Below are 20,680 nucleotides of genomic sequence, written 5' to 3' on the forward strand. Positions count from 1 at the left end.
GATGCAAATGTAGCCAACTTATCCGATAGATTTCATTGATGTATATCAATAAATTTAATTATTTTCATGAATAATATCATCCATAAAAAAACTCCGAAAATTTCGGAGTTTTGTATGTTAATTCTGATAGTAAGCGGTGTACAGTGCAGCGCCTTTTAATGCGGTGTGATTCTGTTTGATCAGATAGAGCGGGGTGCTTTTCAGCAATCCTTCCATCTTATCGCTTATCTTGAACTTGTCATAGAATTTTCCTTTGTCAATATATTCTCTGATCGCCTGCGGAATATCTCCTGAGATCAGCAGTCCTCCGGTAGCCTTAAGCTTCAGGACAAGGTTATTGGCTTCTCTTGCAAGGAATTCCAGAAAGGTATCTAAAGCAATTTTACAGATCAGCACATCATCTTCTACTGCAGCTTTGTAAATTTCCTCCACAAAGTTTCCTCCGTTAAGGCGTTCTGCAAGCCATTCCGGTTCCGGATGTCTTTTTACGTCTCTTAAGAATCTGTAAATATTGAAAAGACCGGTTTTAGAAAGTACATTTTCCCAGCTTACAATACCATAGATATTATTTAAGAACTGATAAAATTCTACCTCAACATTTGTTCTTGGTGAGAATTCCGAGTGCCCACCTTCTGTTGCAAAAGGTCTCAGGTATTTTCCGTCAAAGAAATATCCGGCCTCACCCAGTCCGTTTCCGGGAGCAAGGATCGCTACATTTCCTTTTTCAAGATGTCCGCTGGTATAAATAGGATCCAGATCGCTGTCCTCAAGAAGCCCCATTCCATAGGCTGATGCTTCAAGGTCATTCAGCATATCTGCTTTCTCAAATCCAAAGTCTCTGGTATATTCTTCAATATCCAGGTCCCAGCCCAATCGTGCAGGGCTGCTTTTGCCATCAATTACAGGTCCCGGCACAGCCATTGCCAGACGCTTCACATTGTCCAGCTGATTGTCCTGTATGAATTTTCTCAGGATGTCAGAAAATGAAGTATAGTCTTTAGTACTATATTCATTCTGAATCTTTATCTCAAGACCTCCGTTACTGGAAACAAAATAGCCTAAGATTGTTATATCTTCACGGAGACTTGCTCCAATGATAGTGACATTATCATTATTACTGTTCTCTACTCCTGGTAAATAAAGCGGAAATTTTGGATTCAAAATCATAACCTCAAATTTTATCAAATATAATAATAGTTTTCGTAAATCCTGCAGGGAAGGAAAAAACCTTTTCATTTTCATAAAAAGGTTTGGCTAATAATTGTTTATATATAAGTTTAACTACTTTCCTAATGGAATATTGTATCCGAACCCTACTCCGATATTCCCCACATTATAGTCCTGTCCTGCAATATCTCCTTTATCTCCTACAAAAACTTTCTGATACTGTACGAAGAAATTCCAGTCTCTGTTGTGGTATCCGATCTCCGGCTTGATGTAGAATCCTCCGTCCGGTCTGTCAGCAGAACTGTTGGAAGCAACTTTGTCATCTCCTACAAGGAAACCATATCCTAAGTCTGTTCCAAAATAGAAACCGGTCTGTTTAGGATAAATTCTTATTAAAGCTCCTACAGGAACTACTCCTACATCATTGTTATCATAACCGTTATTGCTTTTTCCGAAATAATGAGTATATCCTGTGGCAATACCTAATCCAAATCCGGGAGTGATCAAATTCTGATAAGATACATCTACACCTGCCGCTGCAGAAAGATTATCCGCAGGTACTGCTAAACCAACATTTGCACCTACTTTGATCATATTATTCATCTGTGAGTTCTGTGCGCTTGCGATACCTGCTGTTAAGATTCCAGCCAGTACTATTGCTTGTTTTAACATTTTCATAACTCTAATTTTTAATTTTACTATTCCAATAAGCTGTAAAAATCGTGCCAAGGAAGGTATTTTTTTTGGTTTTAACACTCATTTCCATCACAAACAAATGATTATCAATATGTTAATTTATATTAAAATTCAAATGATTGTTTAAATTAAATCTTAAAAAGAAATAATATTAAGAATTCTTAAACGTTATTATTTTAACCTTTTCTGTTCTATTTTATCAAAAAATTAAATGCTTCCACATGGCCGATTCATTATTACACAATAAACATCTTCTCTGGCGTGCCGGATTCGGAACCGGAATTAACCAGATCGGTGATCTGAAGAACAAGACTATAAAGATACTGGCTGATGATTTATTTAAAGAAGAGAACTTTACAGAAATTAATTACGATACACCCGACACTTTTATCCAGGAGGATATGATGTCCGGCAAAACCCCGGCAGAACAAAAGAAAGAAATGCAGCGCATCAGCAGGCAGCAAAATAATGAACTGAACCTGAACTTTCTGGACAGAATGGTGAACAGCAAAGAGCAGATGAGGGAAAAGATGGCTTTTTTCTGGCATGGACATTTTGCAACAAGAATCAATAATTCAAAATTTAACAAACAGCTCCTCAATACGGTCAGGGAGAATGCATTGGGCAATTTTAAAGATCTTCTCTTTGAAGTGAGCCAGTCGCCGGCCATGCTGAACTTCCTCAATAATCAGCAGAACAAAAAGGGCCATCCGAATGAAAACTTTGCCCGCGAAGTGATGGAGCTATTTACCATGGGAAGGGGAAATTATACTGAAAAAGACATCAGGGAAGCTGCAAGAGCATTTACCGGATGGGGCTATGATAAAGAAGGCTACTTTAAGGAAAGAAAAAATTTGCATGATGAAGAAACCAAAACTTTCCTTGGAAAAACCGGAAATTTCACCGGAACCGACATTTTAAATATCATCCTTGAACAAAAAGCTACAGCGAAATTTATCACCACAAAAATATATAAGTTCTTCGTTAATGAAAATGTAGACAGCTCTATTGTGGATCAGTTGAGCACTGGCTTTTACAATTCAGGGTATGATATCAAAAAACTTATGGCTGAAATCTTTTCAAGCTCATGGTTCTATGCCGAAAAGAATATCGGGAACAGAATAAAATCTCCTATTGAATTAATGGCCGGAATGATGCGGATGCTTCCTATGAATATTCAGAGCCCGGAAAATCTCATTGTTTATCAGAAATTGCTGGGGCAAATGCTGCTCTACCCACCTAATGTTGCCGGATGGCCCAGCGGAAGATCATGGATAGACAGTTCTACCCTGATGCTGAGATTGCAGATTCCACAAATATGGTCCGGATTGCGCCCTCTGGAATACAGCCCCCGACAGGATGATGACATCGACATGGGTATGAAGTCCCGTGAAACCGCCATGAACAAATCATTTAAGAATCCCAACATTACCATAGACTGGAGCAGGCTGGAAAAAGTATTTGCAGATAAGAAATGTGAAGATTATCTCATCCAGAAAGCCAAAACACTGGATATGGATTCTGTTAAGAATTTTTCGGACAAAAGTATAAAGATGAATATCATCAACCTGATGTCTACCCCGGAATACCAGTTGTGTTAGGTGGCAGATGTTAGGTTGCAGGTAACAGGTAAAAGTTGCCACTGCCTGGATCTGCAGCTTATTAACTTCAACCTGCTATCTGCCCCCTTTAACCTAAAAACAAAATTATGTTAATCAAAAGAAGAGAATTCCTCAAAATAAGTTCATTAGCAACCGCATCGCTTATGATGCCCAATTTTCTGAAAGCAATGACACTGGATGAAGCCTTGGAGCCTAATCAGAAGATTCTTGTCGTACTGCAGTTTACAGGCGGAAATGATGGACTGAATACCATTATTCCTACAAAAAACGACATTTATTTTAAAGAAAGAAACAGTATTGCCATCAAAGATTCCTTAGCGCTTAATGATGAAACGGGAATCAATCCGGCACTTTCCTACTTTAAAGAACTTTTTGATAACGGTGAACTTTCGGTGATGAATAACGTAGGATACCCGGATCCTGATAAATCGCACTTCAGAAGTATGGATATCTGGCATTCTGCCAGTCGCAGCGATGAATTCCTGGAAACAGGCTGGCTGGGCCGTTTTCTGGATGAAGAATGCTACCGCTGTGAACATCCCACACAGGCTCTGGAAGTTGATGATATGCTGAGCCTGGCACTGAAAGGGGAACATAATAAGGCATTTGCCTTTAAAGATCCTAAAAGACTTTATCAGACGAGCCAGGAGAAGTATTTCAAATCCCTGTATGACCACCATCATGATGACGAAACCGTTTCCTATCTATACCAGACTCTTGGCTCTACCATTAATAACGCTGATTATATTTTTGAAAAAAGTAAGTCAAAAAAAACAGATCAGACGTATCCGAATTCACAGCTTGGGAAGGATTTTAAAACGGTAGCTTCGCTGATCAAATCTGATATTAATACCCGGGTCTATTATCTTTCCGTGGGAAGTTTTGATACCCATGTTAATCAGAATGACAGGCAGAAAAAGCTCTTCAGTGACATCAATGAAGCTGTAAAATCATTTGTAGCCGATCTGAAAAGCAACGGAATTTTCAATGATGTTCTCCTGATGACTTTCTCGGAATTCGGACGCCGGGTGGCTCAGAATGCCAGCAACGGAACGGATCACGGAACAGCCAATCAGATGTTTTTTATCAGCGGAGGCCTTAAGAAAAAGGGACTTCTGAATGCGCTTCCTGATCTGCAAAAACTGAATGAAGGAGATCTGATCTATACGGAAGATTTCAGAAAAGTCTATGCTACAATTCTGAAAAACTGGCTTAAAGCGGATTCTTCCAAAGTATTGGGCTGGAAAAACGGAGTTTATGATTTTATTTGATTGAATTCAAAATAAAACTGCCATTCTGATTGTATACATCAAAATGGCAGTGGATAAGTCTCTCACAGATTTGCATATGCAGGAGATATGTATGTTTAATCTAGTTATTTAAAAATCTTTGTAAAGCTATCTTTTTCGAGGCTGTCCAGTGAAAAATCAAAATCAGCCTCTTCTTTTTCAGGAATCACTTCCGCTCCCAGTTCTGCAACCAGATCATTAAACGACAACGGCTCGTACCACTGCTGATATAATGCATCCGTGGCCATCACTGAGATCTTTGAGCTCCCTGAAACATGGGCATGTCCGGCTCCAAAATTCAGCAGTACAAAACACTGTTTTTCCCCTTTTGGCAGCAGCATTCCAAGGACGGTCTGCCTCTGAACGGAATTACATTTCACTTCTGCAAAAAGATGATCAGGGTTCATCATATATGCTCTCGAAATATAATCTCCTTTTCCGATCACAATCTTATATCCGCAGTCCGGGCTTCCGGAATATACATTATTCATAATCAGAGTCGGAACATTCAGACCTTTGGCAGCATACAGATATTCCACAGCACCGTTGGGTGCGGATGTCATATCTCCGGAATACATCAGGTTCCCGTTATCCTGGTTATAGGCAGCATTCCATCCTGTTTTTCCGCCAATATTCAAGGCTGAAAGATCAAGGTCATTTGCTCCCCAGTTATCTTCCCAATAGATTCCGACCGCCAGCTTTTCCCCAAGGAATCTTGTTCCGGCAGGCATATTTCCTACAAACATTTTTTCCGAGGTGGGCAGTCCAAACTCTACATCTTCAGGAAAATAGAATTTCTTTCCGGAAAGACCGAATCTTGATTTTAAATAATTCAAAATAAAATCATAGTTCTTTTCACTTACTGTTCCCTGTTTTCCGGCTTTCACCCAGGATTTTCCGTTCCTGATTCTATACACAAACGTATCCTGTCCGTACATCCTTACATAACAGGCTGACAAAGCTTTGAACAGAGCAAAAGGAGTGGCATTATCCAGCCAGTGCAGATCACTTTTTTCCAGCAGCGTATGAGTAGCTTCATTCAATGGGTTTGCAACCAATGGCTGATGATGAATTTTCGACAGTTTTGAGATCTTGTTGATTGTTTTTGAAGATCTTTTTTTATACGCTAAAAACAAGGGTTTGAATCTGTTGAAAATCTCGGCAAGCCTTTCCAGTCCATACTTTTCAAACAGATCAGACGGATCAAATTTACTTTCTTTAATAGCCTTAATTAATTCTTCGTTTTTGATCAGAAGTGTAGTATCCGTCGTTTTATAAATCACATATCTGAAAAATTCTACAGGATTAGCCGGGTAAACCTGGTACAGATCTGCTATTTTGACGATAGCTTCCTTATTTCTGATATTTTCAGTTCCTGTAAAAGTATAATTCAAGTCTTTTGTTAAAATGGAAAGAAGATCATTAATCGTTTCATCCTTCAGAGCTATTCCTGACTTCAGCAGTGACAGGCATTTTTCTGTCATTTCTTCTTCAGAATAGGCTTTAATCACTTTGAAGACCAGTTTTGCATTGGGAACGTTCAATATTTCATCAGGAATATAGATTTCATCCTGGAAATTACTTCCATAGGTAGAAATATAATGTTTTAGCTGTTCAATAAGCAGCTCGATTCTCGTACTTTCTTTTATTTTCTTCCAGGATTTATGAAAGGTTTTATTCAGATCATTCCCGTTTAATTTTTCCTTTGCATAATAAGAAATGATCTCATTTTTTGCCCACAGGGCATCAGGTTCAATGATAAAACCGTCATTAGAAATAAATGGCTCTGCATTCGATTCTTTAGCTAATACAGCATTGAATAATTTTAGTGTTTTCATTGTTTTAAGTTTTAAAAATAAGTGAGGAGTAGGTTCATTGAAAGTGAAGTGTATAGGAACTCCTTTTACCTATAGTTTATAAAAAGCGGGGAGTAATTTATCCAAAAAATATAGGAACTCCCTTTGCCTTCAATTTTTTAACATATGAAAATGACTGACGTGAATATAAGCATTTTCCTTTGTTTTGAGGAGCAGACAGGACTCGAACCTGTGACACACAATCTTGGCGATTTATAGGAACTTTATTTGCCTGCAGCGAAAAGTAATTTTGTTGCTCTACCATCTGAGCTACTGCCCCTGCCGTTATAAAAAAGTTTTCATTAACCCTACCGGCTTTTACACCCGTAAGGTTTAGTTATTAGTTTTCTCAACATCATAGGTTTTACCCTTAAGGTTATATATTAACAATCATGCTTTTCTAAACTTCTTTTTTTTCTTCCACGGGGCGTTTTTCCCTACATCACCTGCCATGATACATCCGTAAGGCATTACCTCATCCAGGACTTCACAAAGCCCGTATTCTTCAATCTGTGCTCTTACGTTTTTAGCACTTTTATAAGCACTTGGCAGTTCGGAAATATCAATTTCATTGGAGAAGAAACGGATATCCAGTCCTTTGGTCTCTTCATCGAAAATCTCTTCAACCGTTTTATGGGCCAGTGATCTTTTATGCTGTGTTCTGCTGAAATTTCTTCCGGCTCCGTGAGGGGCAAACCCCAGATTTCTCTCGTTAGTTTTTCCCTGAACAATCAAAACCGGTTCTGACATATTCAGCGGAATCAGTCTTGGCCCTGTGATATCCGGCATAAACTTATCGTCTAACGGAGTGGCTCCTTTGGCATGATAAAACAGATCACCATCTCTGAAAACGAAGTTATGTTCATTCCAGTATCTATCCTGCTTTTCTGTCCCCAGCTTATTTAAAACTGCATCATGAATATTGGTATGATTTTCCTTCGTCCATGTTCTGATCAGCTGAAGAGCTTCCCAATAGGCCTGCCCTTCTTCCGTATCGAAAGGAATCCATGCATTTTCTCTCAGTGTTTCAGGAGAAATATCCTGTCTGAAACGGTTGGCTACCTTCATTCCTTTATCGTAAAGAGCAGCACCCGGAGCTCTTGAACCGTGATGGGTAACCAGCATGGTATTTCCTGTATTTTTGGATTTTCCGACAAAAAGGAAATGGTTTCCGTCTCCCTGGGTTCCCATATGAGAACGGGCAATGCTGATCAGTTTCTCATCATTTAAGAAGTTGTTTTTTCTGAACGCATCCATCAGTTCCTGAGACATTGGCATCTGTTCACCTCTCGGTCTTCCTCCATACCCGAAATGTGTCACTGAATGGGCTGCATCCAAAACTTCCTTAGGATCGGCATCTCCAAAATCCGTCAGCATTACCGAACAGCAGATATCTGCGCTATGAAATCCCGGGTGGATCGCGTTTTTAGCCACAACCACTCCACCTACCGGAATCAGTCCTTCCGGTCCTGTAGGACAGGCATCAGGCATCAGGGCACCGGTGGTTAAAGTAGGTGTTTTCATCAGGACTTTCATCGTATTGATTACTTTTTCTACGTTATCGGCTTCACTTTCATGCTCAGCTCTGATGTTGATGGTAAAATCTTTCGCTGTATCGTGGAGCGGAATAATATCCGGCTGTCTGAACTGAACCAGATATTCGCTGATCTGAACTTCATCCAGATTATTTTCATTGATATGGGTAATGGCATGTTTAAACCATTTCGCTGGTCTAAATCCTAATTCAATTAAGTGATTTCCGTTAAATTCCATTTGTCTTTTCATTTTGATAGTGCAAAGTAATAACACAAGTGCGCAATATTTCTGCGCAGATAAAAATATTTTAATTATTTTTGTAAAAAAACGGAGAAAGCTTAATTGCTATTTGCCAATCAACAATAAAATTAGAAAAATATGTTACCGGAACAATTAAAAAACAGTCCTGAAACCATTCAGTTCAAAGAAGTTATTGCTTATATTGATGAAAATTACGATTTCACACCAGCTTCTTTTAAAAATGGAAATACCGTCAACGAAGCCGGCCAGAATAACGGTTCGTGCAAAGTTTTCAGTTTTGCAAAGCTTCAGGAATTGTCAAAAGAACAGACGCTTCCGCTTTTTGGAGAATTTTACAGGGAAGATGTCTCAAAAAATCCGGACGGAACGGATCACCAGAACATCAGAAACTTTATGCAATACGGGTGGGAAGGAATTTCCTTCGAAGGAGAAGCATTGAAAGAGAAATAATTTAAACAACCCGAGTTTGAGATAAGAAAATACCTGAAACAATTGTTTTTTAAGGCTTTGTTTATCCTTGCGTTTAGTTTAATCCTTATCACGAATTCAGGTTAAACAGGTCAATGGTGAATTTGCTTCGCAAGTGAATGGTGAATTATTAAAAATATTGACTTGCGAAGCAAAATTCACCTTTCGCTATTCGCTCCCCCTTTCATTCTATCACAAAAAACCACACAACCATGTCATCCAATAAAAATGCCCTCATCCGTTACAAAACATTAGATAAATGTCTTAAGAACAAATACCGAAAATATACGCTGGAAGATCTTATTGATGCGTGCTCTGATGCCCTGTTTGAGTTTGAAGGTAAGGAATCTTATGTAAGCAGGCGGACGGTTCAGCTGGACCTGCAGAATATGCGGAGTGAGAAATTCGGATATGAAGCCCCCATTGAAGTATACGACAGAAAATACTACCGCTACAGCGATCCTGAATACAGCATCCACAATATTTCCGTGAATGAAAGCGATTTGAAAGCAATGAATAACGCGGTTCAGATCCTGAAACAGTTTAAGGATTTCTCCATGTTTAAAGAGATGAACGGGGTCATTCAGAAACTGGAGGATTCCATTCATTCCACCGGACAGAAATCAATCATTCATCTGGATAAAAATGAACAGCTGAAAGGGCTTGAGCATATTGATATTCTCTATGAAAGCATCTCTAACAAAAGGGTGCTCAATATTCTCTACCGCAGCTTTACCGCCCGGGAATCCAGTCATTATGTGGTTCACCCGCAGCTTCTGAAGGAGTTTAATAACAGGTGGTTCCTGATCTGTCAGCATAAAGGTAAAATGTACAATTTAGCCCTGGACAGAATGGAAAAGATTGATGTGGAGGAAAACATCCAGTATATTGATAAAGACCTGGACGGTGATGAATATTTTAAAGATATTGTAGGGGTTACGGTTTCTGAAACGATGGCTCCCAGAAATGTTGTTTTCTTTGTAGATTCTTCCAATGCGCCTTATGTAAAAACAAAACCGCTTCATAAAAGTCAGGAGATTATAAGCGAAACGGAGGATGGCACATTATTTAAGATCTGTGTACAGATTAATTTTGAACTCGAAAGAGTGCTGCTGGGTTTTGGAGAATGTCTGATTGTTCATCAACCTAGAAAGCTGAGGTTAAAGCTTCAGGATAAATTTAGAGCTGGATGTAAAAACTATGAAAATTTAGAAGTTCCTGATGAGGGGTTGATTTAATTCTTTCTACATTTTTAACCACAAAAGGGACAAATTTTTTAAACACTTTAGTTATTTTTAAGTGACAGGATGTCTGAAAAGAAGATCACTTAATTTTCCTTGAAAATCTACGATTTTTATGATGATTAAATTCGTCGGATCAGAATTCCCTCTCCTTGGAGGGCGGCAAATCGAAGATTTGACAGGGTGGTAAAAAATCAGCCTAATGATATCCTCTACAACACCGATCAATCCTACCATTTTTAAAATGGCTCAGAAATTGTATTAATTTATACATTAAAAAAATCTTACTATGAAATCAAGAATATTTAAAGCATTGATTGCCATTATAGCACCTATTGCGATAGAATACATCGTAAAAAAGATATCTCAGAAACTGGATAAAAAACAAGCGGAGAAAGGAAAAGAAACAAAGCAGATTACTGCTTAAAAGTAGAAGTAGTTAGAATTTAATTTTATTGAAAAGAGGCTGTCATTAGTATGTACAGCCTCTTTTTTGTTGAATTGTTTCAAATTAAACTTTCACGGAAAATCTACGCAAAAATACTGCGCACTCCTACTTTTACTTTGCCTTAAAATTGAACATAATGACACCAAAAATACTAGAGAAAATAAAAGAAATAGAGGAAACACGCGGTGTAGAAGTCCTTTTGGCTGTGGAATCAGGAAGCAGAGCATGGGGTTTTGCTTCCCCGGACAGCGATTATGACATACGCTTTATCTACCGACATGAAAAAGACTGGTATCTTTCTCCCTGGGATAAAGACGAAACCATAGAGTTCATGACTGAGGATGATCTGGACGGTTCGGGATGGGACCTCCGGAAAACATTTCATTTGTTATTGAAGTCCAATGCAGCTTTGTTTTATTCTCCTATCGTTTACAAAAAGGACGATAAGTTTGTGGAACTGTTCAGGCCTCTGGCTGATGCCTGTTTTTCTCCAATAGCGGTCTCTTACCACTATCTGAGCATGAGTAAAAAATATCTGGAAGCCTGCAGAAGTGATGAAGTAAAACTGAAAAGCTATTTTTACTGTCTGAGAACTACACTGACCGGAAAATGGATCATAAAAAAAGGAACGGTTCCTCCGGTTTTATTCAGTGAGCTGTTAGTTTTGGTTGATGGTTATACCCGAAAAAAAATAGAAGATCTTATCGCTTTAAAAGCTACCAAAGGAGAATCTTATGAGCACCCGAATGATTGGGAACTTTTTGGGTTTTTGGAGAAGACCGTTTTAGAAAACGAAGAAAAATCGAAAAGCCTTAGAAGTGGGAGGACTGATAAAAGTGAAATGGAAAAGATTTTCAGACACATACTAAAATAAAAAAATGAAAATATTTAACTTTTTTAAAAAGAAGGTCACACCTACTCCAGAACGGAAAGTTAATACTGTACCCAAACTTTCAACTCATCCTTTTCTCAAAAGATGTGAATATTTGAGGGAAGAATATGGATTGATTATTCCGGATGTTTATAAGGACTTTTTTACAAGATACAGTATTGCTGAAACCAATTTCTATTACCGGGTTTTCTGGGAAGAAATGAATCATTATAATTATGAAATTATCTTTTATACAGAGAATTTTATAAGGTATGTCATTAAAAGATATTATGAAACATTTGGAAACCATGCAGATTCTGAATTGCTTCAGGAAATTCTTGAAGAAGGAGAGTGTGAATTTGTTCGTAAAGAGAATAAGTTCAGGGCTGAGCATATTGACCTTTCATTCCTTGATCTGTGCTATGAAGAGCGTGGCAGAAACCAGGACGATCTCATGATTGTACTTGATGTTTACGCTGATTGCGGAGGAGCGGAATATTTGATTCTGAGCAGCGACAAAAAGGGATATTCCGGCGGATGTTATCATGGAATGAGTGAAGATATAGAATATAATGGAAAAACAATAAAATACAGGACTTTAAATCATTACCGGTTGGTGAGTGATGAAATTTTAAAAACAATTTACAATCACTGAAGCCTGTAAAACATTATAATTTATGGTATACAATAAAAAATAATTTGCTAAACAATTTCATCATGACCATCAAAGACCTAAAATCCAACAACCTCATCCTCTTCGAAGCCATCTCCGGAAGCCGCTCTTTCGGGCTGGCCACTGAAAATTCCGACACAGATATCCGTGGCGTATATTATCTCCCAAAGGAAGAATTTTACGGACTGAATTATATACCGCAGATTTCTAACGAGACCAATGATATCACCTATTATGAAATCGGGAGATTTGTAGAGCTGTTACAGAAAAACAACCCTAATATTCTGAAAATGCTGGCAAGTCCGGAAGATTGTATTCTGCAAAAACATCCGCTAATGGATCTTCTCCGCCCGGAAGATTTTTTGTCTAAATTATGTAAAGATACTTTTGCCGGATATGCTGTTTCACAGATCAAAAAGGCTAAAGGACTGAATAAAAAAATCCTTAATCCCATAGAAAAAGAAAGAAAATCCGTTCTCGATTTTTGTTATATTCTTGAAGATCAGGGATCGGTTCCTCTTAAGAAATGGCTTTCAGAAAGCGGAAAGATGCAGGAAAAATGCGGACTGGTCAATATCGGGAATACCAAAGGAATGTACGCCGTGTTTTATGATGAATCCGAAACTTTAGGGTATAAGGGAATGGTCCAGCATGAAGAAGCCAACCAGGTGTCTGTATCCTCCGTTCCGAAGGACGAAAAACCAACAGCCTATCTCTTCTGTAATCTGGATGCCTATTCCACGCACTGCAAAGACTATAAAGAATACTGGAAATGGGTTTCCGAACGTAATGAAGACCGTTATAACGTCAACCAGGAACACGGACAGAATTATGACAGTAAAAACATGATGCACACCATCCGTTTATTGCAGTCCTGCGAGCATATATTCAAAACCAATTCGTTAAATATCCGCGTAGACAACAGAGAGGAATTACTCGATATCAAAGCCGGAAGCTGGTCCTATGAAGCGGTCATGCAAAAAGCAGAAGATCTGATAAAGTCTATAGAACTTCATCACGCAGCTTCTACCCTTCCCGAGTATCCGGACATAAAAAAGACGGAGAAAATCTTAATAGAGATACGCGAAAACTTATACGGTTAAATCTTAATATTCCTGACATTTAAAGTTATCAGGAATATTAAGATTATTTTTTCTTTGAAGCTTTGGCTGTCGAATTATAATCCAGGCATATTTTTATCCAGTATTCAAAGTCATCAGGCTTTTGAAAACCTGCAGGTTCCACATAGCAATAGCCTTTAAGCTGTTTCCCTTTCATGATCATCGGAAGAAAGCCGGTTCTTTCCGAAACTTCCTCTTCCAGATCAGGATGATAACGGCACATGAGATTATCATGGCTCACATTGATGCACATTTTACCATTGACCAAAAATGATAATCCACTGAACATTTTCTTTTCGTTGATCTCAAGATCCGGAAATTCTGAAAGCCGTTCACGGATTCTGTCCGCAAGTTCAATACTGTAAGCCATAAAAATAATTTTATATTTTAAATTTAACTAAAAAGTGGCTACTAAACATATTTTTTCTTTTGAGTTGTCGTCAAATCAAATCATACTATTAATAAGTTTTAACGCCAACATCAGCATTATCTGCCCGATCCGGGAAAAGCATAAACATTCAATTTTGTCACAAAAAAATCCCTCATTTCTGAGGGATTTCATTATAATATAAGATTTAATCTTAAGCTTCAGATGAAGGATTTTGATCTCCGGCAGGTGTTTCCCCTTCCGGTCTTGTATTCTCTTCTCTTCTTGCCGGTCTGTCAGGTCTGCCCTGTCCTTCCGGTCTTCTGTCACCTTGAGGTCTGTCTTGTCCTTCCGGTCTCGGTTTAGATTCAGGTCTTGCAGGTCTTGGTAAAAGAACTTTTCTTGAAAGTTTCATTTTTTTACGGTCATCATAACCCATGAACTTCACTTCTACTTCGTCACCTTCGTTGTAAGGAACTTTGTCCAGACGAGCCCATTCGATTTCAGAAATGTGAAGAAGTCCTTCAGTACCTTTCGCAATCGCTACGAAAGCTCCGAAATCCATTACTTTCACTACTTTTCCTTGGTACACTTCACCTACTACTGGTACAAATGTAATCTCGTTGATTCTGGCGATCGCTGCATTGATTTTTTCTCTGCTTACACCAGAAATCTCAATTCTTCCGATTTCTCCTACTTCTTCAATAGCAATAACAGTATCTGTATCTTTTTGAAGTTGTTGAATGATTTTTCCACCAGGCCCGATCACAGCACCAATGAAATCTTTAGAGATCTCAAGCATTACCATTTTCGGAGCGTGCGGTTTCACATCTTCTCTTGGAGCAGAAATAGTTTCATTTAATTTATCTAAGATATGAAGTCTTCCGTTTCTTGCCTGTAGAAGAGCTTTTTCCATGATATCCATAGAAAGACCCTGGATTTTGATATCCATCTGACAAGCGGTGATACCGTCTGCAGTTCCCGTTACTTTAAAGTCCATATCTCCCAGGTGATCTTCATCTCCTAAGATATCAGAAAGAACAGTGAATTTTCCGGTTTTAACGTCTGTTACCAATCCCATTGCAATACCAGAAACAGGTTTTGCAATCTGAATACCGGCATCCATCAATGCTAAAGTTCCGGCACAAACAGTTGCCATAGAAGATGAACCGTTTGATTCTAAAATATCAGAAACGATACGGATGGTGTAAGGATTCTCTTCAGGAATCATATTTGCCAAAGCTCTCTGAGCCAGGTTTCCATGTCCTACTTCTCTTCTTGAAGTTCCTCTTAAAGGTCTTGCTTCACCAGTTGAGAACGGCGGGAAGTTATAATGTAAGAAAAATCGTTCGTCATAATTTACCATTACGCTGTCTACCATGTTCGCATCTTTCACTGAACCTAACGTTACAGCTGTTAAAGACTGAGTTTCCCCTCTTGTAAAGATGGCAGAACCGTGAGCTCCCGGTAAATAATCAATTTCGCTCCAGATTGGACGAATAGTTTCAGGATCACGACCATCAAGACGGATTTTATCATTCAAAATCATCTGACGCATCGCTTCTTTCTCTACATCGTGGTAATATACTTTAGCGAAAGGGGTTACTCTTTCTAATTCTTCAGCATTATCTACATATTGAGCCAAAAACTCATCCAGAACAGCTTTGAATTTTTCACCTCTTTCTTCTTTTCCTGAAGGAGTTTTCGCTACTTCATATACTTTATCGTATGTTTCTTTCCACACTTTCTCACGGATGGCTTCATCGTGATTTTCGTGGCTGTATTCTCTTTTCGGTAAAGATTTACCTACCTTTTCAGCTAATCTTTCCTGAGCTTCAACCTGTTTTTTGATTTCTACGTGAGCAAACTGGATCGCTTCAAGCATTTCCTGCTCAGAGATTTCTTTCATCTCCCCTTCTACCATTACGATAGAATCTTTAGTTGCTCCCACCATGATATCAAGGTCAGCAATTTTAAGATCTTCAAATTTAGGGTTGATAGAAAGTTCACCGTTGATTCTTACGACTCTTACTTCAGACATTGGTCCGTTGAAAGGAATATCTGTAATAGCAATGGCTGCAGAAGCTGCAAGACCTGCTAAATCATCAGGAATTGACTGTCCGTCATAAGAAATTAATGAAATCATTACCTGAACTTCAGCATGGAAATCTTCAGGGAATAATGGTCTAAGAACTCTGTCTACCAAACGCATGGTCAGGATCTCCTGATCTGATGGTCTGGCTTCTCTTCTAAAAAAGTTTCCAGGAATTTTTCCTCCTGCGTAGAATTTTTCTCTGTAATCTACAGTTAAGGGTAGAAAATCTACTCCGTCTTTTGCTTCTTTGCTGGCTACAACAGTTGCTAAAAGCATTGTTCCGCCCATTTTTACGACTACAGAACCATCAGCCTGTTTTGCTAATTTTCCTGTTTCAATTGTGATTTCTCTGCCGTCTGCAAGAATAATCGTTTCTGTAATTGCTTGAGGTATACTCATAAATTGTTTGTGTTGCACTCCGTATTGAGTGCTTTAATTATTGATATTTCGTCTAAATTTTCGTCTGCAAATATACCATATAATAATGAGATATTAAATTTTCAGTCTCAGAAATACTACTCAGAATCGTAAGATTTCCCCTCCTTTTTTATCAAAGATGTAAAAATTACTGACGGCCTGTTTAACCTGTTCATTATTTCCGGATGATAAAAAATGTTTTTTTTAAAGTAAATTGATTATTAAATCCTGTTGTTTTCGTATTATTGTCTCAAAAAGTGCAAATAAGGCATCAGATACATTTTATCTAAAGAAAAGTCTTCTGAAAGTTGCAGAAAAACAGATCACTGCCTTATATTTGCCATGCTTCTCAAAATATGTATGCAGCAGACGAAACAACTGAAAAGAGCTTAACGGTTCTTTTTCAAATAAATAAATGTTTATGACCAATAAAGAAGTAAAAACACAGAGCAGGAATTACACTATTCCTTTAATTACAATTACTTTGCTCTTTTTTATGTGGGGATTCATTACCTGTATGAATGATATCCTGATCCCCTATCTGAAACAGCTTTTCAAACTCACCTTTTTCGAATCGATGCTGGTACAGTTCTGTTTTTTCGGAGCGTATTTTATTGGTTCACTGATTTATTTTCTGATCTCTATTTCAAAAGGAGATCCTATTAATAAAGCAGGCTACAAGAAGGGGATCATGTTTGGAATTTTTCTGGCTGCCTTTGGATGTGTCTTATTCTATCCGGCAGCAACTTTTTCTTATTATCCTTTATTTCTGGGGGCTTTGTTTATTCTGGGGCTGGGCTTTACTGTGCTTCAGATCACGGCCAACGCATACGTGTCATTACTCGGAAGCGAAGAATCGGCTTCCAGCCGGCTGAATATGACTCAGGCTTTCAACGCCTTCGGAACCACAATTGCGCCGGTGCTGGGAGGCCATCTTATCTTTGAATTTTTCTCAGCTCCCGACGGTTCTTTCAGTGCTGTGGCCACAAGAATTCCTTACCTGATCTTTGCAGGAATCCTGTTATTGGTTGCATTATTAATTTCGAGGGTACAACTGCCTTCTTTCCAGACCCAGGAAGAAGAGATCGTAAAAGGATGGGGTGCTCTTCAGTTCAGCCATCTGAAATTCGGAGTTTTTGCTATGTTCTGCTATGTAGGCGGAGAAGTGGCGGTGGGAAGCTTCATCATCAGCTTTCTGGAGCAGCCTCAAATCATGGGTTTTAATGAAATCATCAGCAAAAATTATCTTGCACTTTATTGGGGTGGCGCAATGATCGGACGTTTTCTCGGCGCTATTTCTTTGAACCAGTCGTTGAGCCAGGGTAAAAAGGCTGTATATATGCTGGGTGCGGCTGCAGCTGTTTTCTTAGTTATTTTCAGTATCGTAGACCTAAGCTTTGCACAGGTCAGCTTTTTCCTTGTATTTATTGTACTTAATTTTATTGCTTTCTTCATCGGTAAAGCAGCTCCGGCAAGAACATTATCTATTTTCGCAGCAGTAAATGTTGTCCTTCTTATTTCTGCGATGGTTAATCACGGTGAACTGGCGATGTACAGCATTCTGGGAATCGGGATCTTTAACTCTATTATGTTTTCCAATATTTATACTCTGGCCATTTCAGGTTTGGGTAAATATACCAGCCAGGGATCTTCTTTAGTGGTCATGGCTATATTGGGAGGGGCTATCGTTCCTATTTTCCAGGGATATCTTGCTGATCAGCTGGGAGTACAGCATTCATTTATCATTCCGCTATTCTGTTATCTGGTAATTCTTATCTTTGGAGCATACTGCAGTAAGTATTTAGGGCATGTGGAAAGCACTGAAGCAAAATCCGGACACTAGTAAACTATTTTTATACAAAATTTAACTTAATAATTAAAGTGAGATGTTTAAACGTCTCACTTTTGTTTTTAAATCTAATGTAGAGAGTAACTTTTATAGTGAGCAGCATACTTATCAGGCAATCAACACCTTTATTCTTATGAAAATTCAATTACAGCTGGAATATTTTGCCTTTTTATTACTGGGACTATTTGCTTTTAGCCAGACAGAGCTTTCCTGGTGGTGGTTTGCCGGATTATTCCTGGCTCCGGACATTTCCATGCTGGGGTATGTCTTCAATAATAAAGCAGGAGCATTTTTCTACAACTTATTTCATCACCTTGGATTGGCCGTCATCATATACCTTGCCGGAACTTTCCTTTCTCTTCCCTATCTTCAGATGGTGGGTGCCATAGTGTTTGCCCATTCAGCATTCGACAGGATACTGGGCTATGGATTGAAATATCCCGACAGTTTTCAGAATACACATTTGGGGAGAATTGGAAAAGATAAAAAAGTGGGAACATAAAAAAAGCAACCTCTTTCGAAGTTGCTTTTATTTGAAAATCTCTGTAGATTATTTTCTTAAACCTAGTTCAGCGATAATAGCTCTGTATCTTGTAATATCTTTTTTCTTAAGATAATCCAATAAGCTTTTTCTCTTACCTACCAATTTCACTAGAGATCTCTCTGTGTTGAAATCGTGACGGTTAGCCTTTAAATGCTGAGATAAGTGGTTGATTCTGAAAGTGAAAAGAGCTACTTGTCCTTCAGCACTTCCTGTGTCCTGTGCAGATTTTCCATGTTTTGCGAAAATTTCTGCTTTTTTTTCTGTTGTTAAGTACATTCCAATATTGTTTAATGATTATTATGTAACGGGTGCAAAATTAAGACTATTTTTTGATTCTGCAAACATTATCGATTTCATTTATTGATTTTGATAGAAAAAAATGTTAAAAATTTCTTAATAAATTGTATGTCATCCGGTGAAAAGGCAGTAATTTTGCATACGAATTACACAATGAGAAAATTTATATTTTTTACAGCTGTCGGAACTTTTTTACTGGTTGGTTTTATTTCGGTAAAAGCACAGAAAAATGCCGACAACAAGACAAAAAAAATCCTATACTTCAATCCCGAGGTAGAACCGGATATTGAGGAAATCAAAGAACCTACAAATCTTGCTTTTTTCAGTGCCGTTTCCGATAATTTCAGCGGAAGGAAAAATAAAATACTCAGAGCTGAAGTGCAGATTCCTTTCGACAGTATTGAAAAACAAACCATCACGGATTACTGTGTCAATAACGATGCTGATTTCGCCGTTGTTCCCAAAGTAAGATATTTCAAGGTAGGAATAGGTAAATATGTATTTTCCAATCAGGTTGTAGTAAGCATGAAACTTTTTGATGCAGGAGGAAATCTGGTCACGGAAACCGATTATGATACTTACCGGAAAAATATGCGTCTTTTAGGTTCCACCGAAAATTCTATTAAAATAGGAACAGACGGAGCGATCAAGGGGATTTTGAAAAAACTCAGAAAACTTAAATCCGGGGCTGGAGCAGAGCTTTAAAAGTCAATGGGCAATTGTTACTGTTAAAAAATTCACTCATTGACAATTCACTATTCACGAATCATTATCAACACTATTTTTAATTGTCCATAGTTAACTGTTGATAAACTGACAATTCACAATTGACTATCCCATAATTCACTTCCCCAAAATTTTTTTCTATCTACGCTTTTTTGATAAATTCGGGAAACACCCAGAACAATCTGATTACTAGATAAATATTTTCACCAAGTAATGAATAATTAAATATTTTTTATTATTTTAGTGCTACAAATTAAAACTAAAATAATATGAAAAATTTAAAGAAACTCAACAGAGAGCAACAGAGACAGATCAATGGCGGAGCCATCACTAAATGCAGCCTTACCAACCCATGCAGTATCGGATGGTGCTGTGATGGTGCCTGTAAAGAATATGCCTGCATAGAGTTCTAATACAGATTTTTATTAATGATTAAAAGAATTATTGATATGAAAAATCTAAAGAAATTAAACAGAGAGCAGCAAAGCCAGATCAATGGCGGGACTATCGCAAGATGCAGTTTAACCAGACCATGCACCGTTGGATGGTGTTGTGATGGAGTATGTAGCCCACAAGCATGTATTGAATTCTAAGAGTCTTATCTTTTATTGAACTAAAAAATATTTACCATGAAAAATTTAAAGAAACTCAACAGAGAACAACAAAGAAAAATCAACGGGGGAGCTATTGAAAGATGCAGCGCAACCAGACCATGTTTCATTGGTTTCTGCTGCTGGGGCGTTTGTATGGAATATGACTGTATTGAAGAATAAATCAGTTTTTTACTTAATACAAAATATCCATGAAAAATCTAAAAAAACTCACCAGGAAACAGCAGCAGCAAATCAACGGTGGCCAATTGATCAGAAAATGTCAGGACCACAGCCAGTGTAGATTCGGGGAATGCTGTGACGGAGGTATGTGTATGCCTTCTCCTTACCCTTTATGCGGACCTATTCTTGAATAATATAGGTATTTATGAATTAAATTTAATTTTTGAACATCCGCTCCGGCGGGTGTTTTTTATTTCCAAAAAGATGTTCTGCTTTATTTTAATGTTTTATTAATCTTAATTTTTCGTCTTTCCTTCATAGTCTTAAATTTTTGAATTATTTTTGCATATCCAAAAAATTCAC

Annotated in this window: 22 protein-coding genes and 1 tRNA gene; 15 read left to right on the forward strand and 8 right to left on the reverse strand. The window is 38.0% G+C overall.

Annotated elements, in window-relative coordinates; genetic code table 11:
- Window positions 1–117 precede the first annotated feature (117 nt).
- Together J4Q03_RS07020 and J4Q03_RS07025 are read right to left on the reverse strand one after the other, a co-directional pair.
- Window positions 118–1,167 (reverse strand): glucokinase, encoded by a 1,050-nt coding sequence (locus J4Q03_RS07020; RefSeq protein ID WP_426047492.1) that lies wholly within the window; start codon window positions 1,165–1,167, stop codon window positions 118–120.
- A gap of 114 nt (window positions 1,168–1,281) precedes the next feature.
- On the reverse strand, window positions 1,282–1,845 hold the full coding sequence (locus tag J4Q03_RS07025; protein ID WP_426047493.1) for a hypothetical protein: 564 nt from the start codon (window positions 1,843–1,845) through the stop codon (window positions 1,282–1,284).
- Window positions 1,846–2,084: 239 nt separating this feature from the next.
- Between J4Q03_RS07025 and J4Q03_RS07030 the strand changes: the two genes are divergently transcribed.
- Window positions 2,085–3,464: a DUF1800 domain-containing protein gene (locus J4Q03_RS07030; protein ID WP_426047494.1), complete on the forward strand. Its 1,380-nt coding sequence runs from the start codon at window positions 2,085–2,087 to the stop codon at window positions 3,462–3,464.
- A 107-nt stretch (window positions 3,465–3,571) separates the two neighbouring features.
- A complete protein-coding gene (locus J4Q03_RS07035; RefSeq protein WP_426047495.1) occupies window positions 3,572–4,756 on the forward strand; it encodes a DUF1501 domain-containing protein in 1,185 nt (394 codons plus the stop codon).
- Window positions 4,757–4,860: 104 nt separating this feature from the next.
- Here the strand turns inward: J4Q03_RS07035 and J4Q03_RS07040 are convergent, their stop codons facing one another.
- The 3 genes from J4Q03_RS07040 to J4Q03_RS07050 all read right to left on the reverse strand — a co-directional run bounded on the left by J4Q03_RS07040 (window position 4,861) and on the right by J4Q03_RS07050 (window position 7,821).
- The gene (locus tag J4Q03_RS07040) at window positions 4,861–6,612 is read right to left on the reverse strand and encodes a hypothetical protein (protein ID WP_426047496.1); all 1,752 of its coding nucleotides are present in this window, start codon (window positions 6,610–6,612) and stop codon (window positions 4,861–4,863) included.
- A gap of 187 nt (window positions 6,613–6,799) precedes the next feature.
- Window positions 6,800–6,910: transfer RNA gene (locus J4Q03_RS07045), tRNA-OTHER, on the reverse strand.
- 110 nt (window positions 6,911–7,020) lie between these two features.
- Complete coding sequence (locus J4Q03_RS07050; RefSeq protein WP_426047700.1) at window positions 7,021–7,821, reverse strand: RtcB family protein; 801 nt, start codon at window positions 7,819–7,821, stop codon at window positions 7,021–7,023.
- Window positions 7,822–8,544: 723 nt separating this feature from the next.
- Here J4Q03_RS07050 and J4Q03_RS07055 point away from each other — a divergent pair.
- The 6 genes from J4Q03_RS07055 (at window position 8,545) to J4Q03_RS07080 (ending at window position 13,231) form a co-directional block, all read left to right on the forward strand.
- Window positions 8,545–8,877 carry a HopJ type III effector protein gene (locus J4Q03_RS07055; protein ID WP_426047497.1) on the forward strand — a complete coding sequence of 111 codons (333 nt, stop codon included), beginning with the start codon at window positions 8,545–8,547 and terminating at the stop codon, window positions 8,875–8,877.
- A gap of 230 nt (window positions 8,878–9,107) precedes the next feature.
- Entirely contained in the window at window positions 9,108–10,133 is a 1,026-nt protein-coding gene (locus J4Q03_RS07060) for a helix-turn-helix transcriptional regulator (RefSeq protein ID WP_426047498.1), read from the forward strand.
- Between the two features lie 292 nt (window positions 10,134–10,425).
- Complete coding sequence (locus J4Q03_RS07065) at window positions 10,426–10,563, forward strand: hypothetical protein (RefSeq protein WP_426047499.1); 138 nt, start codon at window positions 10,426–10,428, stop codon at window positions 10,561–10,563.
- Window positions 10,564–10,720: 157 nt separating this feature from the next.
- Window positions 10,721–11,458, forward strand: coding sequence for a nucleotidyltransferase domain-containing protein (locus J4Q03_RS07070; protein WP_426047500.1), 738 nt, complete (start codon window positions 10,721–10,723; stop codon window positions 11,456–11,458).
- A gap of 4 nt (window positions 11,459–11,462) precedes the next feature.
- Window positions 11,463–12,110: a hypothetical protein gene (locus tag J4Q03_RS07075; protein WP_426047501.1), complete on the forward strand. Its 648-nt coding sequence runs from the start codon at window positions 11,463–11,465 to the stop codon at window positions 12,108–12,110.
- A 62-nt stretch (window positions 12,111–12,172) separates the two neighbouring features.
- Window positions 12,173–13,231 carry a nucleotidyltransferase domain-containing protein gene (locus J4Q03_RS07080; protein ID WP_426047502.1) on the forward strand — a complete coding sequence of 353 codons (1,059 nt, stop codon included), beginning with the start codon at window positions 12,173–12,175 and terminating at the stop codon, window positions 13,229–13,231.
- A gap of 43 nt (window positions 13,232–13,274) precedes the next feature.
- Here the strand turns inward: J4Q03_RS07080 and J4Q03_RS07085 are convergent, their stop codons facing one another.
- Both J4Q03_RS07085 and J4Q03_RS07090 read right to left on the reverse strand, forming a co-directional pair.
- The gene (locus tag J4Q03_RS07085) at window positions 13,275–13,619 is read right to left on the reverse strand and encodes a TfoX/Sxy family protein (protein WP_426047503.1); all 345 of its coding nucleotides are present in this window, start codon (window positions 13,617–13,619) and stop codon (window positions 13,275–13,277) included.
- A 211-nt stretch (window positions 13,620–13,830) separates the two neighbouring features.
- Entirely contained in the window at window positions 13,831–16,110 is a 2,280-nt protein-coding gene (locus J4Q03_RS07090) for a polyribonucleotide nucleotidyltransferase (RefSeq protein WP_426047504.1), read from the reverse strand.
- A 439-nt stretch (window positions 16,111–16,549) separates the two neighbouring features.
- Between J4Q03_RS07090 and J4Q03_RS07095 the strand changes: the two genes are divergently transcribed.
- Both J4Q03_RS07095 and J4Q03_RS07100 read left to right on the forward strand, forming a co-directional pair.
- The gene (locus J4Q03_RS07095; protein ID WP_426047505.1) at window positions 16,550–17,971 is read left to right on the forward strand and encodes a sugar MFS transporter; all 1,422 of its coding nucleotides are present in this window, start codon (window positions 16,550–16,552) and stop codon (window positions 17,969–17,971) included.
- 139 nt (window positions 17,972–18,110) lie between these two features.
- Window positions 18,111–18,479: a DUF4260 domain-containing protein gene (locus J4Q03_RS07100; RefSeq protein WP_426047506.1), complete on the forward strand. Its 369-nt coding sequence runs from the start codon at window positions 18,111–18,113 to the stop codon at window positions 18,477–18,479.
- 48 nt (window positions 18,480–18,527) lie between these two features.
- Here the strand turns inward: J4Q03_RS07100 and rpsO are convergent, their stop codons facing one another.
- On the reverse strand, window positions 18,528–18,797 hold the full coding sequence (gene rpsO, locus J4Q03_RS07105) for a 30S ribosomal protein S15 (RefSeq protein ID WP_034704056.1): 270 nt from the start codon (window positions 18,795–18,797) through the stop codon (window positions 18,528–18,530).
- A gap of 174 nt (window positions 18,798–18,971) precedes the next feature.
- Here rpsO and J4Q03_RS07110 point away from each other — a divergent pair, with 174 nt between their 5' ends.
- The 5 genes from J4Q03_RS07110 to J4Q03_RS07130 all read left to right on the forward strand — a co-directional run bounded on the left by J4Q03_RS07110 (window position 18,972) and on the right by J4Q03_RS07130 (window position 20,511).
- Window positions 18,972–19,523: a pyruvate decarboxylase gene (locus J4Q03_RS07110; protein ID WP_426047507.1), complete on the forward strand. Its 552-nt coding sequence runs from the start codon at window positions 18,972–18,974 to the stop codon at window positions 19,521–19,523.
- Window positions 19,524–19,813: 290 nt separating this feature from the next.
- The gene (locus J4Q03_RS07115; RefSeq protein WP_426047508.1) at window positions 19,814–19,957 is read left to right on the forward strand and encodes a bacteriocin-like protein; all 144 of its coding nucleotides are present in this window, start codon (window positions 19,814–19,816) and stop codon (window positions 19,955–19,957) included.
- Window positions 19,958–19,993: 36 nt separating this feature from the next.
- Window positions 19,994–20,137, forward strand: coding sequence for a bacteriocin-like protein (locus tag J4Q03_RS07120; protein ID WP_157963374.1), 144 nt, complete (start codon window positions 19,994–19,996; stop codon window positions 20,135–20,137).
- Between the two features lie 36 nt (window positions 20,138–20,173).
- Window positions 20,174–20,317 carry a bacteriocin-like protein gene (locus J4Q03_RS07125; protein ID WP_157967960.1) on the forward strand — a complete coding sequence of 48 codons (144 nt, stop codon included), beginning with the start codon at window positions 20,174–20,176 and terminating at the stop codon, window positions 20,315–20,317.
- A gap of 29 nt (window positions 20,318–20,346) precedes the next feature.
- Entirely contained in the window at window positions 20,347–20,511 is a 165-nt protein-coding gene (locus J4Q03_RS07130) for a bacteriocin-like protein (RefSeq protein ID WP_426047509.1), read from the forward strand.
- Window positions 20,512–20,680 lie beyond the last annotated feature (169 nt).

The organism is Chryseobacterium sp. NFX27, from assembly GCF_049887855.1.
Taxonomy (GTDB): domain Bacteria; phylum Bacteroidota; class Bacteroidia; order Flavobacteriales; family Weeksellaceae; genus Chryseobacterium.